Genomic DNA, 15,020 nt, shown 5'->3' with positions numbered 1-15,020 from the left:
AAAGGAAGGCGGGCGACCATGGCCGCCCGCCAAAACGGATCACTCGATCCAGCGCGGGTCGCCTGTGTTGCCGGCAGATTCAGACAGCCCGAACTGAACCAGCGTTTTCTTGATGAACCCGTCGGAATGGAGTTCCGCGATACGCTTGTTGAAGGCCTTGAGCAGGCTTTCATTGTCCTTGTTCATGGGGAAGGAGCCCTGGCCTGGAAACTTCGAGGATACGACGCGCTCGTCTGGCCCGGCGACCGCCGCCTTGAAGCCTCCGAGTTCGCCAGCTTTCTCGGCCAGCATGGCGATGGAGTAGCTTTCGACAAAAGCGTCGATGCGCCCGTTCTTGAGATCTTGCTGAACCTGAACCAGTACCGGATAGGTCTTCAGCTTGGAGCCATAAAGTTTCTTGAGGTCGGCGACCCATAGATTGGTTTGGACGGTACCGACGGTCTTGCCTTCGAGATCCGCCAGCTTGGTGGCTCCCTCCTTCGACACGATGCCCATCTGATCGACATAGAGCGGATCACTCATGAACAGTACCTCAGAACGCGCTTTTGTTCGGTACCAGTCGCCAACCGTGACATCGGCGCGACCCGTCTGTACGTAATTGAGGGCAGCGGCGGCATCGACCGAGATCGTCTCAATGCTGAGGCACTCGAGCTTGGCGATTTGCTTGAGAATTTCGCCATCGACGCCCGTGACCGATCCATCGCTCTCGACGATCGAGAATGGCCGATATGTCTGGGCGGCCACGGTCAATACGCCGGGCTTGAGCGTCTTGACGTCGGGGGATGGTGTACAGGCCCCTGCCACCGTACCGGTTGCTGTCGCCAGCGCGATTGCGGCGAACATCGTTTTCAACATTTTTATCATTGGTTAGCTCCTCTCCTCTGGTGAGTCGTTTAACGTCTTGAACGGGCTGCAACCTTGTGTTCGATCCAGCCGACCAGAAGGGAGGCGGGAATGCAGATGGCCGCGAAAATGCCTCCGGTGAGGGCGTAGGCGGCAAAATTGCGGAAGGTTGTGGCGCCGATGTCCGTGGCTTGAGCCATGATCTCCGGCAGAGCGATGGCAAAGCACAACGAGGTGCCCTGAAAGACCAGGACGGCAAAGCCCAGTAACGCTGGCAGCGCGACCCAAAATCCCTGTGGCAAGATCACATAGCGGAAGGTGTCCCAGTCCGACAGGTTGAGCGCGTGGCTGGCCTCACCCTGGCCGGCTGGCACTGCCTCCAGGCCCCCGCGAATGATTTCCGACGTATAGGCGCCCGTACTCCAGGTTAGACCGATGATTGCCGAGGTCATGGAGGAGAGCACCAGCCCGCTTTGCGGCAAGCCTGCATAGAAGAACTGAAGCAGAACCAGTGCTGGCGCGCCCCGTCCGACTTCAACCAGGAACAGGGTAAGATAACGCAGCCCGCGCATGCGCGAGCGCACGGTCACCGCCCAGATCAGGCCGAGCGGCACGCCCAGTGCCAAGGTGATCGCCGTCAATTGCAGGTTGACGACCAGGCCGTCCCACAATTGCGGCAGCCAGGAATTGATCGTTGCCCAATCGGTCCCCATCCAGAGCTTGATCATCGCGCCAGCCTCCGCTTGAGCGTTTCGCCCAGATTTCTGGATAGCCAGGCGATAGGCAGGCTCATCAGAATGTAGGCGGCGCCGACGAGGCCAAGGACTTCCAAACCCTTATAGGTCATCTCCGTGACGTAGCGACCCTGGAAGGTCAACTCCTTCAGACCGATGGTGGAAGCAATGGCTGAATCCTTGAGCAGGCCCACCGCGTAGGTGGCGATGGCAGGCAACGAAAAAATGAACATCTGCGGCAATGTCACGTCACGGAAATGATTCCAGCGCGACATGTTGAGCGCCGTTGCCGCTTCATGCTGCCCAGCCGGCACGGCAATGAAACCGCCACGATAGATCTCGGCCATGTTGACAGCGCTGATGAGCCCGAAAGTTACGATTGCGGCAGTGAACGGGTCCATCTGGACGAAATCAGCACCGACGCCGAAGAAAATCAGAAAGATCCACACTACCGGCGGCACAGAACGTACAAGCGCTATGAACACGATGGTCAGGATGCGCAGCGGCACAAATGGGGCCGTACGGGCCAGCATGATGGGAAAGCCCAGCACCATGCCGAGTGCGAGCGCGGCCAGCGTCACCGCGATGGTGAGTGGAATGCCGCTGAGGATCAGCCAGAAATATTCCCAGGTCATCGCTCGTTCACCGCGCGCAGGAAACGGCGAGCCCGTTCGGTTTGCGGATTGGGGATGATCTCACGACTGGCGCCTTCCTCGATGATGGCGCCATCGGCCATGATCACCACATGATCTGAGACGTTCTGAGCAAAGCTCATCTCATGCGTGACGACGATCATGGTCATGCCGGAGTCGGCGAGTTCACGCATGACGCCCAGAACCTCCAGCCCCAGTTCCGGATCCAAAGCCGAGGTCGGCTCGTCGAACAGCATGACCTTGGGGCCCAACGCCAGGGCCCGTGCGATGGCGATACGCTGCTGCTGGCCACCTGAGCATCGCGACGGATATTGGCTCGCCTTGTCGGCAAGACCCACGCGCTCCAAGAGGCGGCGCGCTACGTCCTCAGCTTCCTTCTCAGAGCGCCCGAGTACCCGAACCTGCGGCAGGGTGATGTTGCGCAGGACGCTCATATGCGGGAACAGGTTGAATGACTGGAACACCATGCCAAGGTTACGGCGCAGTTCGCGTACGCGTCGTTTGTTGTCGTCCTTGCCGACCTCGATCCGCGTGTCGGCTACAGTGATGACGCCGCTGCTGGGTTGCTCGATGTAATTGAGACAGCGCAGCAGGGTCGACTTGCCAGAGCCGCTTGGCCCGATGATCGCCAGCACTTCGCCTTCGCTGACCCGAAGATCGATCTGCGGCAGCACGAGGTGATCAGCGTAGCGCTTGCTCATCTTCTGGAGAGAAACCAGAGTCTTGCCGGTGCGGGCCACGGTGCTGCTCCATGTTTTGATCAAGAATCGTCGTCATAGGGGCCGTACGAGCCGAGCGGCTTCGTACATGGAGGCATGGACGTTCCGGCTCAGGACCGCATCACCGATGCGGTAGAGTTCGAACTTGCCGGCCGGATTGGTGGCCACCGTCTGCGGCTGGAGGGCAATGAAGGCCGCCTGATCCAGCTCCCCCTGGTTGCGCGACTGCGGCTTGAGAGCGAAGTAGATGTCCGCGACTGGCTGCGTGCCCGCCTCGTAGATGATCTGATCGACTTCGCGTTCCTCTTCACGATCCGAATGAACCTCTCGCAGTACCGCGATCAGAGCGTTCCCATCGAGGTAGACCTCCATCAAGTCGAAGCTTGGCGACATCACCGTGTTGCGTTCATAAAGACGCTTCATGAAGTTGACGCGCGCCGTACGCCCGATCTCTTCGCTGATCATCTGGTCGGGCGTCACGATCTCGACGATACTGCCGCGCTGAGTGATGAAGTCGGCCGTCGTTGCCGCGACATGAGTGCCGGTAACGTCAAACAACAAGACGTTCTTGCCAGGCGCCTCCTTACCGGAGAGAATGTCGCGGGCGCTGACCGCCTTGTCGATGCCGGGAACATCCGGCACAGTTGGTTTGCCTCCGGTGGCAACGATCACGACGTCCGGCGCCTCGGCAAGCACCGCGTCAGGTGTCGCCGGACGACCGGTGCGCAGGTCAACGCCGAGCTTGCGAACCTGCATCTCTAGCCAGCGCACGATGCCTGCCATGCCGGCACGCCAGTCCACCGCCGGGGCGAGATTGAGCTGGCCCCCCGGTTTGTCGGCCGCCTCGAAGAGTACGACCTTGTGGCCAGCCTGGGCGGCGGTACGCGCTGCTTCCAGACCGGCCGGCCCCGCACCGACGATCACCACCTTGCGAGGATTGGCACTCCGAGCGACATCGTGGCTCATCGTTTGTTCGCGAGAGGTAACGACGTTCTGGATGCACAGGGCATCCTTGCCCTGGCCACCACGGTCGATGCAATAATTTGCGCCGATGCACTGGCGCACATCGTCCTCACGGTCCTCAATGAGCTTGCGCACGAGATGGGGGTCGGCGATATGGGCCCGGGTCATTGCCACCATATCGACATGACCTTCCTCCACCGCGCGACTGGCCGTGGCCAGGTCCCGGATCGCCGAGGCGTGGAAGACTGGAATGTCGACCTCGGCCTTGACGGCACTCGCCAGCTGCAGGAAGGCCGCGGAGGCGAAGCTCATGTCCGGAATCATCGCCTGTAGACCCCGGAAGTCGTCGCCGTGCGCCTGATAGACATTGATGAAATCAATCAAACCGGAGTTGCAGTAGCCAGTGATGACATCCAGGCATTCGCTCTGGGTGAGGCCACCACGCAGCAGTTCGTCGCCCGCAACACGCAGGCCCAGCACATAGTCGTCGCCCACCGCTTCACGGACCGTCTCCAGCACCTCGCGGCCGAAGCGCATACGGTTTTCCAGACTGCCGCCATATTTATCCGTGCGCCTGTTCAGCATGGGGGAGATGAAGGCGTCGATCAGGTGATGAGCGGCAGCGATGATCTCGCAGCCGTCGAGTCCTGCCTTCTTCAGGCGGACCGCCGCATCAGCGAAGTTTCGAAACACGCGCTTGAAGTCAAAATCCTCCATCTCCTTGGCATAGTGCCGATGCATCGGTTCGCGGGTGGAGCTTGGATTGATCAGCGGCAGCCAGTTCGCACCGTCCCAGGCGCCACGCCGGCCGATATGCGTGATCTGACACATGATGGCGGCACCATGAGCATGCACGCGCTCGGCGAACTGGGTGAGATAGGGCAGCACCCGGTCTTCGCTGACCGAAATCTGGTTGAAGGACAGCGGGGAATCCAGCGCCACTGACGAGGAGCCGCCGAACATGGTCAGTCCGATGCCACCCTTGGCTTTCTCGACATGGTAGAGCTGATAGCGCTCGCCGGGCATGCCGTCTTCCGCATAGCCCGGTGCATGAGAGGTGGACATGATGCGATTGCGGAACGTGATGTTCTTGATCGTCAGCGGTTTCAGCAATGCTTGATATTTGGCCATGCTACCCGGCCCTTTCTGGCGGTACGTGAATGGTGGAGGTGGGATTGCCAGCACGCACAACACCTGCCTGCTGCAAGAAAGCGCGGATCTGGGCCGCGGCCTCGAAGGGTGGGACACCTTCGACGATACGCTTGCCACCCATGCTGCCGGGTCCCGCGAAGATGCGAGCGGGACGTATGCGAAAAGGACGTAGCGTCCAGCTGGCGCGCGCGGCGTCAATGGAGGCGCTAGCCCGATGGACCAGGATCTTGCCCCGCCGGGTTCTGCCCCAGGCGACCTGCAGCGGCGCCGATGCGGCTGCACCGACCGCGAGGACAGCGCTGGCGGTCAACCGAAAGCGACGACGTCGGCCAGCCGGTTCGGCGGCCAGAACCGTCACGCCGTTCTCCTCACACACCAGATCGGTGACATTGGCGATGCAGGGCATGCAAAGATCCTGCGCGATCAGGTAGGGCAGCATGCCACTGCCTTCACCATGTTCGGCAGTCGTGCCGCACAAGACGATGTCGGGCGAAGCGGTGCGTAGGGCGTCTGCCAGCACCGGCACCGCATCATCGGCTTGGGTGAGAGGACCAAGCACCGTGAGCGTGTCGAGACCCATGCCGAGATAGTCGCCAAGCGCGGGTTCGTCATGTTGGCCGGCATGGAGCACAGTCAGCACCGCCCCCTTCTGGGCGAGCGCAAGCGCCAGACGCAGCGCACGCGCATCGCTGTCGGCAGCGCGCGGGCGACCCGTTACCGGATGGCGCCCGGCCGAAAGCAATACGGCAATCGATAGATCAGCCATGCGCACTCTCCCCGTTTTCAAGCAGAGCGGCCAGCACGGCGCCGGCGTCGGCGACAATGGCAAGATCCGCACGAGCCAGCATGGCGGCGTGAGGATCGGTGTTGACGGCTACGACATGTGGGCAGTCGCGAATACCCTCCAGATGCTGTGAGGCGCCCGAGATGCCGAAGGCAACATAAGCCTGGGCTCGCGTGATGTGGCCGGATGCCCCCACCTGTCGATCACGCGGCAGAGCCCCTGCATCGCATACCACCCGACTGGCGCCAATCGTCGCCGACAGCGACCGTGCAACGGCGCCGAAAAGCCTGAGATCACGCACGCCTCCACCGGCACTGACGATGAACTCGGCCTCTTCGAGGGCAAGCCGTGACACGTCGGCGGTTTCGATTCCATCATCGGTGATACCCGCTGGGTCGCTCGTCACGTCCTGTACAATCAAGTTCCGAGCCTCTCGACCGACGACCGGCGTCGTTGCCTTGCAGGCGCTGGCCGCGAACGTCGCGACGGGTGGCAGCGGCCGGGCATAGTCGTGTTGCCGATCAGGAGCGGGCACCAGCACTTCGTTTCCGCGTAGTTGCACGATCCCAATCGCTGGGCGCACGCTCTGCCGAGCGGCAAGAAAGCGGGCAAGATCATTGCCAGCGTCGGAACTCGGCAAAAGCACATGCCGGGGCTTCAAATCGCCACACAGAGCTGCCAACGCGGATCGGCGCTCGAAAATACCCGCATTTTCAAATGTCACCAGCCGGTCGGCGCCGGCCCGTCCGGCGTCACGTTCGGCGGCGCCAATGCGACAAAGTACGATAGCCTCGCGCGGCCCGGCGAGAGAACGAGCCAGCCCGATCAGCTCCACCTCGGCCTGCGGCCAGGTCTCGCGGGCGAAAGCAACGACGACGATATGGCTCTCGGGCTCCTCGACGCACACGACATCGGCATCGTCGCGCGCCTCAGCCTTGGCCGTGTCCGCTCCGCCGGACCGCATGGGAGTGCGTGCATCATCCCTGCGAGCGGCCGGACTTCGCATGGTTCGGCGCGGATGCGCGGGCGCGGCTGGGAAGATGGCTTCCTCACCCTGTATCTCCTCCTGGGCCCGAGACAAGCGAGGTCGGCCCGCAGGTCGTGGGTCAGAGCGAATGGCTGTATTGTTTCGACGCACTCTGGACAGAGCTTGTGCGGCTTCGACGTTCGGTGTTGATGTGACAGTCGCGACCTCTTCCATCGAGGCGACATCGCTGCGACCGGCACAGTCCGGGTCCTCAATGCGCTCGGGCGGCTTTCCTCTGTTGATGCGTGTGCGGCTCATGCACGGGCCTCCACCGCATCGAGGAGGAGTTCAGCAATGTCGCGCACGGGAGGATGTTCACCGGCAACGCCTTCCAGCATCTGCGTGCAGCCAGGGCACGCAACCGCCAAAACCGGCGCGCCAGTGGCGATAGCCTGCCCCATGCGCATGTCGGGAATGCGCCGCTCCGAATTGATTGTCGACAACGCACCGCCGCCGCCGCCGCCGCAACACCGCGAACGTGTGCGGCTGTGTGCCATTTCAGCAAGTTCAAAACCGATGGCGCCGAGCACGCGGCGAGGCCCGTCGAACTCGCCATTGTAGCGACCCAGATAGCAAGGATCGTGGTAGGTGATGCCACCGCTCGCCGGGCGAAGCACGCGAAGCCGCCCTGCGGCCACCAATTCATCCAGAAGATCGGTGTGATGGCGCACCGTATGCATCCCGCCGAAAGCCGGGTACTCGTTGCGCAGACAGTGCAGGGCATGCGGATCGATGGTGACGATCTGGCGGAAGCGATAGCGTGCCAGCGTCGCAATATTGGCCTTGGCCTGAATCTGGAAGGAGTGCTCGTCACCGAGCCGGCGGGCAAGATCGCCGCAGTCGCGCTCATCCGCACCCAGGACCGCAAAATCCACCCCCGCTTCACGCAGCAAGCGCACAAAGGCGCGCAGCACCATCTGGCCACGCCGGTCGAACGCGGCTTCCGACAGCCACAACAGGGTATCGGTCGACCCGGTTGCGCTGATCAATGGCAGCTTCAGATCCGTCGCAAAATCGAGACGCGTGGCAGGGTCAGCGCCACCGATCGTGTCGGTCATCCGCAGATTGGTGAGTGCCTGTACCGACTTTTCCGGCGTAGCCCCGCGTTCCAATGTCTGAAAGCGGCGCATGTCAACGATGGCATCGACATGCTCGATCAGCATCGGACACTCCTCGACACAGGCCCGGCACGTCGTGCAGGACCACAATGTCTCGGGGGCGATTGCCGCCTCGCTCTCAGCCACCAATTCCTGCCAGGCATCGGTCGAGCGCCAGCCATTGCCCTGGCCCGGATGTGGGCTTCCATAATAATCGAGCCGTGCCGGCACCGGGCGCATGCTGGCCGAAAGATCTGCAATCAGCTTCTTGGGATTGAGCGGCAATCCTGCCGCGAAGGCCGGGCAGGCGACCTCGCAGCGGCCGCACTGCACGCAGGCATCGAAGGCGGCAAGTTGCTTCCAACTGAAATCCGTCGGGGAGCCCGCGCCAAGGCGCGGAGCCTCGAGGTCGAGCGGTTTCAGGTCACTCGCCCGGCCTGTAAACCGTTCGGGACGAGGGTGGTTCACCAGGTGAACCGCCCCAGCAAAGGCGTGGCGCATCGGCCCACGAGCGACCATGGCGGCGAGGCGACACAGACCTGCAGCGCCGGTCAGAACGAGGAGAACGGCCAAGAGCCCATCCGGCCATCCCGCCGGTACCAAGGCAGTCAAGGCCGCGCCAAGGAAAAAGACGCAGGCGAGGGAAAAAAACAAGCGCAGCCGCGCCCAGATACCGCCAGACAACCGCTCCGGCCTGGCCAGGCGCCGCCGATACTGTAGAACGATACCTGCCCCGAGCCCGGCGACCAGGAACAGGCAAGTTCCCGTCATCGCAAGTACAAGCGCACCCGGCGCGCCTGTCAGGACAAGAGCAGCGTTGAGGGGGGATAGAAGAAACAGGCCTATGATGCTGCCTGCTGTCAAAGCATGCATGCGCGCAGACAATGGTTCGCGCGCAACGCGATCATGGACATCGCCGAAATAGCGTGGAAGGAGCCGAGGGATGCTACCCCACTCGAGAGGCGACTTGCCACCGGCAGCCCACAACCGAGAAGGCTGCAACATTTCGATTACTATTATAGCAATCGTAATCGCGCAGACAGCGATGACAACGTAGCTAGACATAATGGTAAAGACCAAACGTCATCGTTCACCGGACACATGCCCGACGTTCGGCAACTTTCGGTCGCCCCTCTGTTATTTATAATATCGTTCCATCTGGAACCATTCTCGATAATCAATTTGATGTCAATATGGTCTGTGCAGATTTTCAAGGCGCCAAACGGCTGCATTTCCGGACAAAGCAAGCCCAAGCAATTGACAATCAGCGACCGATCGCCAAGTTCACGAGTGGTATGCCACTCGCCCGTCGTGCTCAGACCTGAAAGACGGGTCCGAGCGTTGTGGAGACGCCATTGCGCAGACAGCCGAAGCCGGCATACAGACATGCCGGCCAGCCCCTGATTGAGACCAAAAGAAGCGATGAATTTTAGCGCCGAGAATTCAACTGCCCTTGACGTAACGAGTCTGTGCCGCGATCACGCGTTCGCCGAAGCACTGACCATCTGCCTTTGGGCCAACTACTGGTCGCATCGAACGATTACCGCTACGGAAAACAGTTTCGGTCTCAATCGCGACGATTGCAATGTGCTGATCACCCTGTGGCGCTACCGGCAACTAACCGCGAGCGAAATCGCCCAGCTCAACGGCAGGCCGAAGAACTCCATTGGACGGGCGGTCAAGCGCCTGACGGAGAAAAAACTGGCGCAAATCCATGCCGACAAGGTGGATTCGCGAAAGAAAAACCTGCGCCTTACCGCCGACGGTCTTGCCATGATGGAGCGCCTGAAGCCGATCTTTATCGATCGACAAGAAGATATGCTCTCCCGTCTCGACAAGAACCAGCGAAAGATCGTGCGGGATCTTCTATTTAAAACGTTCGTCGATCTGCCGGCCTGGCAGGTCGATTAACCCTAGCAAAGTGGGGAGCCGTTCACCAAGCACTGCCACCGGAGGGGCTCTATTTCGCCGGCACCTTTGAGCGACCTCTCGTTTAGGAAATATCCCAGAACACGAGCCTGCTATCGCCTGATGGTCGCAGCGTGAAAGTCTTATCGTCGACCCGCATGCTGATCGACGTGAAGGTGGCCGTGACAATGAAAGCGCCAAGACCGGGCCGCTGGCCTGGAACAAGCTCGGGCGGATCGCCCGGCATGATCGTAGCGGGGTGACCGGGCCATGGCATTTGCATCAGCTTGAGGCGCCCGCCGCGCCGGATGACAGGCCAGTTCGTCACGCTCGCCCCATCAGAAAAACTCCGATTGCCTCGGAACTGAGCCAGTTGGTGTTGCCGGCACGTCGACTGGTTCGGCAACGTCTGCCGCCTTGTATGACGGACTGTTGACCTTCGACGAGATAGGCCAGATATCCATGAGCTCCGACGGGTATGGCACCATCAGGTCTTCCGGGTCCGGCTCGATGCAGGCGATCCAGCGCTCGTAATTCTGAGCCGCGAGGATCACCGCATACGGTCGTGGATGGTCGCCATGAGGCTGTTGGCCCCGCAGGTCACCACGGTGAAGGTGTTGGTTTGCTGCCCCGTCGCGGGATCGATCCACGTGTCATAGAGGCCGGCGACCGCAAAAGGCTGACGGTCCTTCATGGCGATCGCGTAGGGCTGCTTCCTTTGGCCCTTTTTGAGCGGCATGCCTTCCTCGAGGATTTTCTGCCACTCATAGAAGAGCTGGATCGGCAGGAGGCAGCGCCTGCGCCGATAGGGTAGCTTGAATGCGCCGTTGGTCTTGACGGTTTCCTGCCGAGCGTTCGACGGATATTTCCAGCCGGAGGGATCTTTCAGCCAGGCCGGCAGCAGCCCCCATTTCATGGGCGTGTGCACCGTACGACCGTGCCCCGGGTGTCGACGGATGATCCAGAACCATTCGCCCGGAGCACCGTTCCGGTTTTCCTTATAGGCCCGGGCGAGCTCTTCCTCGGAGGCGTCCATTTCCGAGCTGATGCCGGGCAAATCCGGGCCGTTCTGATGCACTCTGCCGCACATATTGCCCTCCGTCTCGATCGCTGGCGCGGCGCCGCCGACAATCTATACAATTAGAACGAATGAAGAACAAACTGCTGGACACGACCAGATCGCGGGCCTAGCCTTCCGCCGCCCTTGGAGGGGATAGAATGATAGCTCGATCGGTCGACAACAAGGCGGCAGGACCGCCGCTGGACCTGGATGCCCGGGTCAACAAGGCGATTGCGGCCTGCGACGGGGATGCCACAGCCGCCGTGCGGGCCCTGATCATCCTGACGGATCACCTACAGGCCGACCTGGCAGCCCAGACAGAGGCCGCGGGCCGGCTGGCGGAGGGCATGTCCCGGGGCTTCATGCGGGGCCGCTGGTGATGCGCCGAAATGAGCTCTACCCGCCGATGATCGACAGGGGTTGGCCCCATCAGATCCGGCTGCCTGAGGAGGCCTATGCAGGCAAGGCCTACAACGTCGTGCACGGCTTTTGTGAGGATGAGCGCTTGAGCGTTTGCCCCCGCGGGCATTCGGTGAGCCGTGACGCCCAATGGTTCCACATTTTCTGTTTCGCGGAGCGGGCACACGCCGAACGCTTCAAGGAGCGCTTCGGTGGGGAATGGTTCGACCGCAAGGCCTGGAACGACGAGGAGCGGGCCGGGTGTATGGCACGCAGAGGCCTGCACAAGGTGCGTGGCCGCTGGGTAGCGATATCGAAATCGACCAATGACTGATGATATGAGGGTCGAATGAAACCAGTTCTGCGTATCGCTCTTTTTGCCATTCTCCTCACCTCCTCGGCCAGCGCCGCCACCTATGAAGCGGTCGACGGTAGTCGCATCGTGGTTCTTGATGGCGACACGGTTGCCCTGCCTTGCAAGAAACCTGGACGCGGCTGCGCGGAGAAGGTCAGGCTGCGTGACATCGATGCGCCCGAGGTCTTTCATCCCGATTGCAATGAGGGATTGCAGCAAGGCCTCAAGGCCAAGGCAAGGCTGGCCCAACTGATCGGGGACAAGGTTGTTTATGTGGAGCGTGACGGGCGCAAGGACCTATACGGCCGCACGCTAGGCGCGCTGCGGATCGGCAGCCCCTCCGGACTCAATGCCGGCATGCAGCTGGTTCGCGAGGACCTGGCCCGGCCGTGGAAGGCCGGAGCAGTTGCGCGAGAGGAACGACGGCTATGGTGGTGCGGGCCGACGCGATAGCCTCTATTTCGGTCTGCTGACACACTCTCGCTTCCGGGGAATGTCCGACCCGTTGCCACCCGTGATCCTTTTGATTTTGCCTGCACCACAGGTGCCGTCATCGACAAGCACCTTCATGCCTGCCCTAAGGGTTCCCTTGGGAGGTTCTTCTGTCAGGATTTGAGACTGAACCAGTTTGCTTCTCGCCCATGCCAGGTCAGCAGCCCCTATGCCAGCCACCATGATCAACGTCACTGTTACGAGTTCTCGTGTTTTCATTTGTGAGCCCCTCCGTAGCGTCCGGAGAAGACCATGTATTGCGTGATATCTTCGTGAGCAGTTCTGCTGAATGGCCCTGAAGTGAGCGCTGCCGGCAAAGCGTCTGCATCGGGTTTGGAAGAAGGACGAAGAGGGATAAGGCGCCCGTCCCCAAAAAGCCCGGCCGTGTTGGGCAGGTTGGACTAAGTTGGGGTCCACCAGCGGCACCCGCGACGGATGCGCTGCCCGGAAAATCTACGAGAGCTGCCCAGCCCCGCTTTGACATCGGTCAAGGGAATGCGGCCAAATAGCGTCACTGTTGCTTTGCTAAATGCGCCCGTCGGCGCGTTGCTTCACCATGGCGCGCTGGCAGGCCCGACCAGGCGCCATTCATTTCCCGACCGAGCCGCCAAAACAAAACCCGGCGTTGTCGGACGCCGGGCCAAGATGATTGCCTGCGACGCTTCATGGCGCCGTAAGGTGAACTCTGTGCGTTCGGGGTAATTCGAACTTGATACCGGCCGCCTAACAGCACCGTGCCCGCTACCGGCCCTTCTCGGTCAGGGGCGCTTTTTGCGTTTACGGGCGCTTATTCGGCCCGCAGGTTGCCCGCCGACATCTTGCCGGAACGACGATCCTGGACAATTTCGTAACTGACCTTCTGGCCTTCCTGGAGGGAACGGAAACCGGCCTGTTCGACGGCACTGATGTGAACGAACACATCCTTGGAACCGTCATCCGGCTGAATGAAGCCGTAACCCTTTTGCTCGTTGAACCATTTAACCGTTCCAGTGCTCATGTCGATTTCATCCAAATAAAAAGCCTTTCGGCGAGCGGATCTTATACCCTTGGTTGTGCCTTCCAAACAACCGCCCCTCTGGCTTCGAGTTAAAGGACGTCTTGTGCTCGCCAGCCTCGGCGGTACGCGATGCGCTCGCTGGACTTGGGCTCGAAAGGCGAAGCGTCTTCGGGTGTACGAAGGAGGGCAGTATTGAACGCTGCAAGACCTCGCCAGTCTCGATGCCATCGCCTTTCAACCCTTCCTCAACTCTTCCGCGCTATCCATTGCCCAACCCCGCGTTGCGTATCAGGGGTAGAAGGCCCGGTAAGTGTGGAACTGCCGGGCCTTCGCCTATAAAGGCACTAGTACTAAATAGGCGATTGCCCTTGAACGGGACGGCGACCTAGCCTGTGCACGCTTCCCGCCTGACGAGGATGGAGGCCGGAGGCCCGGATGACAGCCTCAGCAACCGTCCGCCCGGGCCTCCCTCTCCTCATCAGAAGCCTCCGCCACTCGGAGATATTTTGTTTGAATCTGTCAGGCTGTGTTGGATCGAGCCTGACGGCCCCCTGTCCGTGCCCCGTCACAACCGCTTCACATCGAAGCTGCCACAATGGCGACAACCATTCTTCCAGCGGGGAGCGATGCGATGCGCAAGCCGGCAGTAGTCGCACTTCTAGCGTTTTCACTCGCCACGCCCATCTCGGCAGCTCATGCCTGGTGGGATGAAGGCCATATGCAGGTGGCCTATGTTGCCTATCAGCGACTGAAAGACGGCCCCAAGGACAAGGCCGATCAACTTCTGCGCCTCAATCCCAGCTATCAAAAATGGACCGCCGGCGCCACTGACGAAGCGACCGCCAAACTGTATGCCTTCGTTCATGCCGCGACCTGGGCGGATGATATCAAGCTGAAGGGATCAGGCTATACCCGCGACGATCCAAACTCGCCGACAGCCGGCCAGAACATCGGCTATGCCGACCACAGCCAGCACGACTACTGGCACTACAAGGACATCGCATTTTCACCCGACGGCAGCGCCCTGGGCGAGCAAAGCAAGGTCGACGCAGTCACCCAGCTCAAGAAGATGATCGCTGCCCTCCCCGCTTCTTCCGGAGCTTCTGACGACGTCAGGTCCTATGATCTTGTCTGGATGCTTCACATTGTCGGCGATCTTCACCAGCCATTGCACGCCACGGCGCGGTATACGCGCGAGCTTCCGGCCGGCGATCGCGGTGGCAACGAGGAAAGCGTGATCCCCGCCACGGGCGAAGTCGTCTCACTGCACGCCTATTGGGATCAGACGTTCGGCGGATATTCGTCCGCCTTCGGAGCGGTGTTCGACGCGGGCGGCAAGGAGGGGATTGCTTCGCTCGATGTGAGCGGTGAGGACGTCAAAATTCTTGATCCCGAGGCGTGGGCCACAGAGAGCAAGGTGATTGCGGAAAAATACGCCTACGCGCCGCCGGTTTCGGCTGGGTCCAATCCGGCGATGCTCACACGCGATTACGAGACCTGGCCTGCTGCCGGTTTCGTGTACAAAGCTTGAGGCCAAGGCTCGGGATTGATTCAAGGCTGCTTTTTGGAAGCGGCTTTGGGCGAACGGAGCGGTCTTTCAGATGAAGAATGGGAATTGATCGGGCCGCTGTTCGGGATGATCGCCGATAAGGCCAAGGCGCTGCTCGCCGATCGTGGCTATGACTCCAATGCCATTTGCGAGGAGATCGTGTTCCACGGTGTCCGAGCCGTGATCCCGGCCAAGCGCTGTCGTCGCAATCTGGCCCTCTGAGAGATAGAACACGGCGACAGCGATCTCCTCAGGTTCAGCCCAACGGATGGGCATCCCTTGACCGAG

17 protein-coding genes are annotated in these 15,020 nt (G+C 61.1%); 6 read left to right on the top strand and 11 right to left on the bottom strand.

Going from position 1 to position 15,020, the window contains the following annotated elements:
* Window positions 1-39: 39 nt before the first annotated feature.
* The 8 genes from BA190_RS07990 to BA190_RS07955 all read right to left on the bottom strand — a co-directional run bounded on the left by BA190_RS07990 (window position 40) and on the right by BA190_RS07955 (window position 9,052).
* Entirely contained in the window at window positions 40-864 is an 825-nt protein-coding gene (locus BA190_RS07990; protein ID WP_068285002.1) for an ABC transporter substrate-binding protein, read from the bottom strand.
* A gap of 29 nt (window positions 865-893) precedes the next feature.
* Window positions 894-1,571, bottom strand: a complete 678-nt coding sequence (locus tag BA190_RS07985) for an amino acid ABC transporter permease (protein ID WP_245314620.1) — start codon at window positions 1,569-1,571, stop codon at window positions 894-896.
* Entirely contained in the window at window positions 1,568-2,212 is a 645-nt protein-coding gene (locus BA190_RS07980) for an amino acid ABC transporter permease (protein ID WP_068285001.1), read from the bottom strand. Before BA190_RS07980 ends, BA190_RS07985 begins: the two co-directional genes overlap by 4 nt.
* Window positions 2,209-2,931: an amino acid ABC transporter ATP-binding protein gene (locus BA190_RS07975; protein WP_068285298.1), complete on the bottom strand. Its 723-nt coding sequence runs from the start codon at window positions 2,929-2,931 to the stop codon at window positions 2,209-2,211. The genes BA190_RS07980 and BA190_RS07975 overlap by 4 nt, the downstream gene beginning before the upstream one ends.
* Before the next feature lie 72 nt (window positions 2,932-3,003).
* On the bottom strand, window positions 3,004-5,043 hold the full coding sequence (locus BA190_RS07970) for an NADH:flavin oxidoreductase (RefSeq protein WP_068285000.1): 2,040 nt from the start codon (window positions 5,041-5,043) through the stop codon (window positions 3,004-3,006).
* 1 nt (window position 5,044) lies between these two features.
* Window positions 5,045-5,830: a hypothetical protein gene (locus tag BA190_RS07965; RefSeq protein ID WP_068284999.1), complete on the bottom strand. Its 786-nt coding sequence runs from the start codon at window positions 5,828-5,830 to the stop codon at window positions 5,045-5,047.
* Window positions 5,823-7,133, bottom strand: coding sequence for an electron transfer flavoprotein subunit alpha/FixB family protein (locus BA190_RS07960; protein ID WP_082979558.1), 1,311 nt, complete (start codon window positions 7,131-7,133; stop codon window positions 5,823-5,825). The genes BA190_RS07965 and BA190_RS07960 overlap by 8 nt, the downstream gene beginning before the upstream one ends.
* A complete protein-coding gene (locus tag BA190_RS07955; RefSeq protein ID WP_371260301.1) occupies window positions 7,130-9,052 on the bottom strand; it encodes a DUF3483 domain-containing protein in 1,923 nt (640 codons plus the stop codon). Before BA190_RS07955 ends, BA190_RS07960 begins: the two co-directional genes overlap by 4 nt.
* 342 nt (window positions 9,053-9,394) lie before the next feature.
* Here BA190_RS07955 and BA190_RS07950 point away from each other — a divergent pair, with 342 nt between their 5' ends.
* Window positions 9,395-9,883: a MarR family winged helix-turn-helix transcriptional regulator gene (locus BA190_RS07950; RefSeq protein WP_068284995.1), complete on the top strand. Its 489-nt coding sequence runs from the start codon at window positions 9,395-9,397 to the stop codon at window positions 9,881-9,883.
* A 547-nt stretch (window positions 9,884-10,430) separates the two neighbouring features.
* Here the strand turns inward: BA190_RS07950 and BA190_RS07945 are convergent.
* Window positions 10,431-10,970: an SOS response-associated peptidase gene (locus tag BA190_RS07945; RefSeq protein WP_082979557.1), complete on the bottom strand. Its 540-nt coding sequence runs from the start codon at window positions 10,968-10,970 to the stop codon at window positions 10,431-10,433.
* Between the two features lie 128 nt (window positions 10,971-11,098).
* Between BA190_RS07945 and BA190_RS07940 the strand changes: the two genes are divergently transcribed.
* The 3 genes from BA190_RS07940 to BA190_RS07930 are packed head-to-tail and all read left to right on the top strand — an operon-like array spanning window position 11,099 to window position 12,147.
* The gene (locus BA190_RS07940; protein WP_068284993.1) at window positions 11,099-11,320 is read left to right on the top strand and encodes a hypothetical protein; all 222 of its coding nucleotides are present in this window, start codon (window positions 11,099-11,101) and stop codon (window positions 11,318-11,320) included.
* Window positions 11,317-11,673 carry a hypothetical protein gene (locus tag BA190_RS35770; RefSeq protein ID WP_156771405.1) on the top strand — a complete coding sequence of 119 codons (357 nt, stop codon included), beginning with the start codon at window positions 11,317-11,319 and terminating at the stop codon, window positions 11,671-11,673. The genes BA190_RS07940 and BA190_RS35770 overlap by 4 nt, the downstream gene beginning before the upstream one ends.
* A 15-nt stretch (window positions 11,674-11,688) precedes the next feature.
* The gene (locus tag BA190_RS07930; RefSeq protein WP_068284989.1) at window positions 11,689-12,147 is read left to right on the top strand and encodes a thermonuclease family protein; all 459 of its coding nucleotides are present in this window, start codon (window positions 11,689-11,691) and stop codon (window positions 12,145-12,147) included.
* 3 nt (window positions 12,148-12,150) lie between these two features.
* Here BA190_RS07930 and BA190_RS37180 read toward each other — a convergent pair whose 3' ends face one another.
* Together BA190_RS37180 and BA190_RS07925 are read right to left on the bottom strand one after the other, a co-directional pair.
* Window positions 12,151-12,369 carry a DUF6719 family protein gene (locus BA190_RS37180; RefSeq protein WP_371260304.1) on the bottom strand — a complete coding sequence of 73 codons (219 nt, stop codon included), beginning with the start codon at window positions 12,367-12,369 and terminating at the stop codon, window positions 12,151-12,153.
* 604 nt (window positions 12,370-12,973) lie between these two features.
* Complete coding sequence (locus BA190_RS07925; RefSeq protein ID WP_068284988.1) at window positions 12,974-13,183, bottom strand: cold-shock protein; 210 nt, start codon at window positions 13,181-13,183, stop codon at window positions 12,974-12,976.
* A 595-nt stretch (window positions 13,184-13,778) separates the two neighbouring features.
* On the opposite strand from BA190_RS07925, the gene BA190_RS07920 reads away from it, so the two are divergent.
* On the top strand, window positions 13,779-14,714 hold the full coding sequence (locus BA190_RS07920) for a S1/P1 nuclease (protein ID WP_082979556.1): 936 nt from the start codon (window positions 13,779-13,781) through the stop codon (window positions 14,712-14,714).
* A gap of 33 nt (window positions 14,715-14,747) precedes the next feature.
* Window positions 14,748-14,954 (top strand): hypothetical protein, encoded by a 207-nt coding sequence (locus tag BA190_RS07915; protein WP_156771404.1) that lies wholly within the window; start codon window positions 14,748-14,750, stop codon window positions 14,952-14,954.
* Window positions 14,955-15,020: the final 66 nt, after the last annotated feature.

The sequence above is a fragment of the Labrys sp. WJW genome (assembly GCF_001676615.1).
GTDB lineage: Bacteria > Pseudomonadota > Alphaproteobacteria > Rhizobiales > Labraceae > Labrys > Labrys sedimenti.
This window is presented reverse-complemented; position numbering and strand designations above follow the sequence as displayed.

Bases quoted from the DNA above. Each gene is read 5' to 3' on its own strand.
- BA190_RS07965 (WP_068284999.1), bottom strand. From the start codon at position 5,830: ATGGCTGATCTATCGATTGCCGTATTGCTTTCGGCCGGGCGCCATCCG.
- BA190_RS07925 (WP_068284988.1), bottom strand. From the start codon at position 13,183: ATGAGCACTGGAACGGTTAAATGGTTCAACGAGCAAAAGGGTTACGGC.
- BA190_RS07970 (WP_068285000.1), bottom strand. From the start codon at position 5,043: ATGGCCAAATATCAAGCATTGCTGAAACCGCTGACGATCAAGAACATC.
- BA190_RS07960 (WP_082979558.1), bottom strand. From the start codon at position 7,133: ATGAGCCGCACACGCATCAACAGAGGAAAGCCGCCCGAGCGCATTGAG.
- BA190_RS07945 (WP_082979557.1), bottom strand. From the start codon at position 10,970: ATGTGCGGCAGAGTGCATCAGAACGGCCCGGATTTGCCCGGCATCAGC.
- BA190_RS07950 (WP_068284995.1), top strand. From the start codon at position 9,395: ATGAATTTTAGCGCCGAGAATTCAACTGCCCTTGACGTAACGAGTCTG.
- BA190_RS07930 (WP_068284989.1), top strand. From the start codon at position 11,689: ATGAAACCAGTTCTGCGTATCGCTCTTTTTGCCATTCTCCTCACCTCC.
- BA190_RS07980 (WP_068285001.1), bottom strand. From the start codon at position 2,212: ATGACCTGGGAATATTTCTGGCTGATCCTCAGCGGCATTCCACTCACC.
- BA190_RS07940 (WP_068284993.1), top strand. From the start codon at position 11,099: ATGATAGCTCGATCGGTCGACAACAAGGCGGCAGGACCGCCGCTGGAC.
- BA190_RS07985 (WP_245314620.1), bottom strand. From the start codon at position 1,571: ATGATCAAGCTCTGGATGGGGACCGATTGGGCAACGATCAATTCCTGG.
- BA190_RS07990 (WP_068285002.1), bottom strand. From the start codon at position 864: ATGATAAAAATGTTGAAAACGATGTTCGCCGCAATCGCGCTGGCGACA.
- BA190_RS07975 (WP_068285298.1), bottom strand. From the start codon at position 2,931: ATGAGCAAGCGCTACGCTGATCACCTCGTGCTGCCGCAGATCGATCTT.
- BA190_RS07920 (WP_082979556.1), top strand. From the start codon at position 13,779: ATGGCGACAACCATTCTTCCAGCGGGGAGCGATGCGATGCGCAAGCCG.
- BA190_RS37180 (WP_371260304.1), bottom strand. From the start codon at position 12,369: ATGGTGGCTGGCATAGGGGCTGCTGACCTGGCATGGGCGAGAAGCAAA.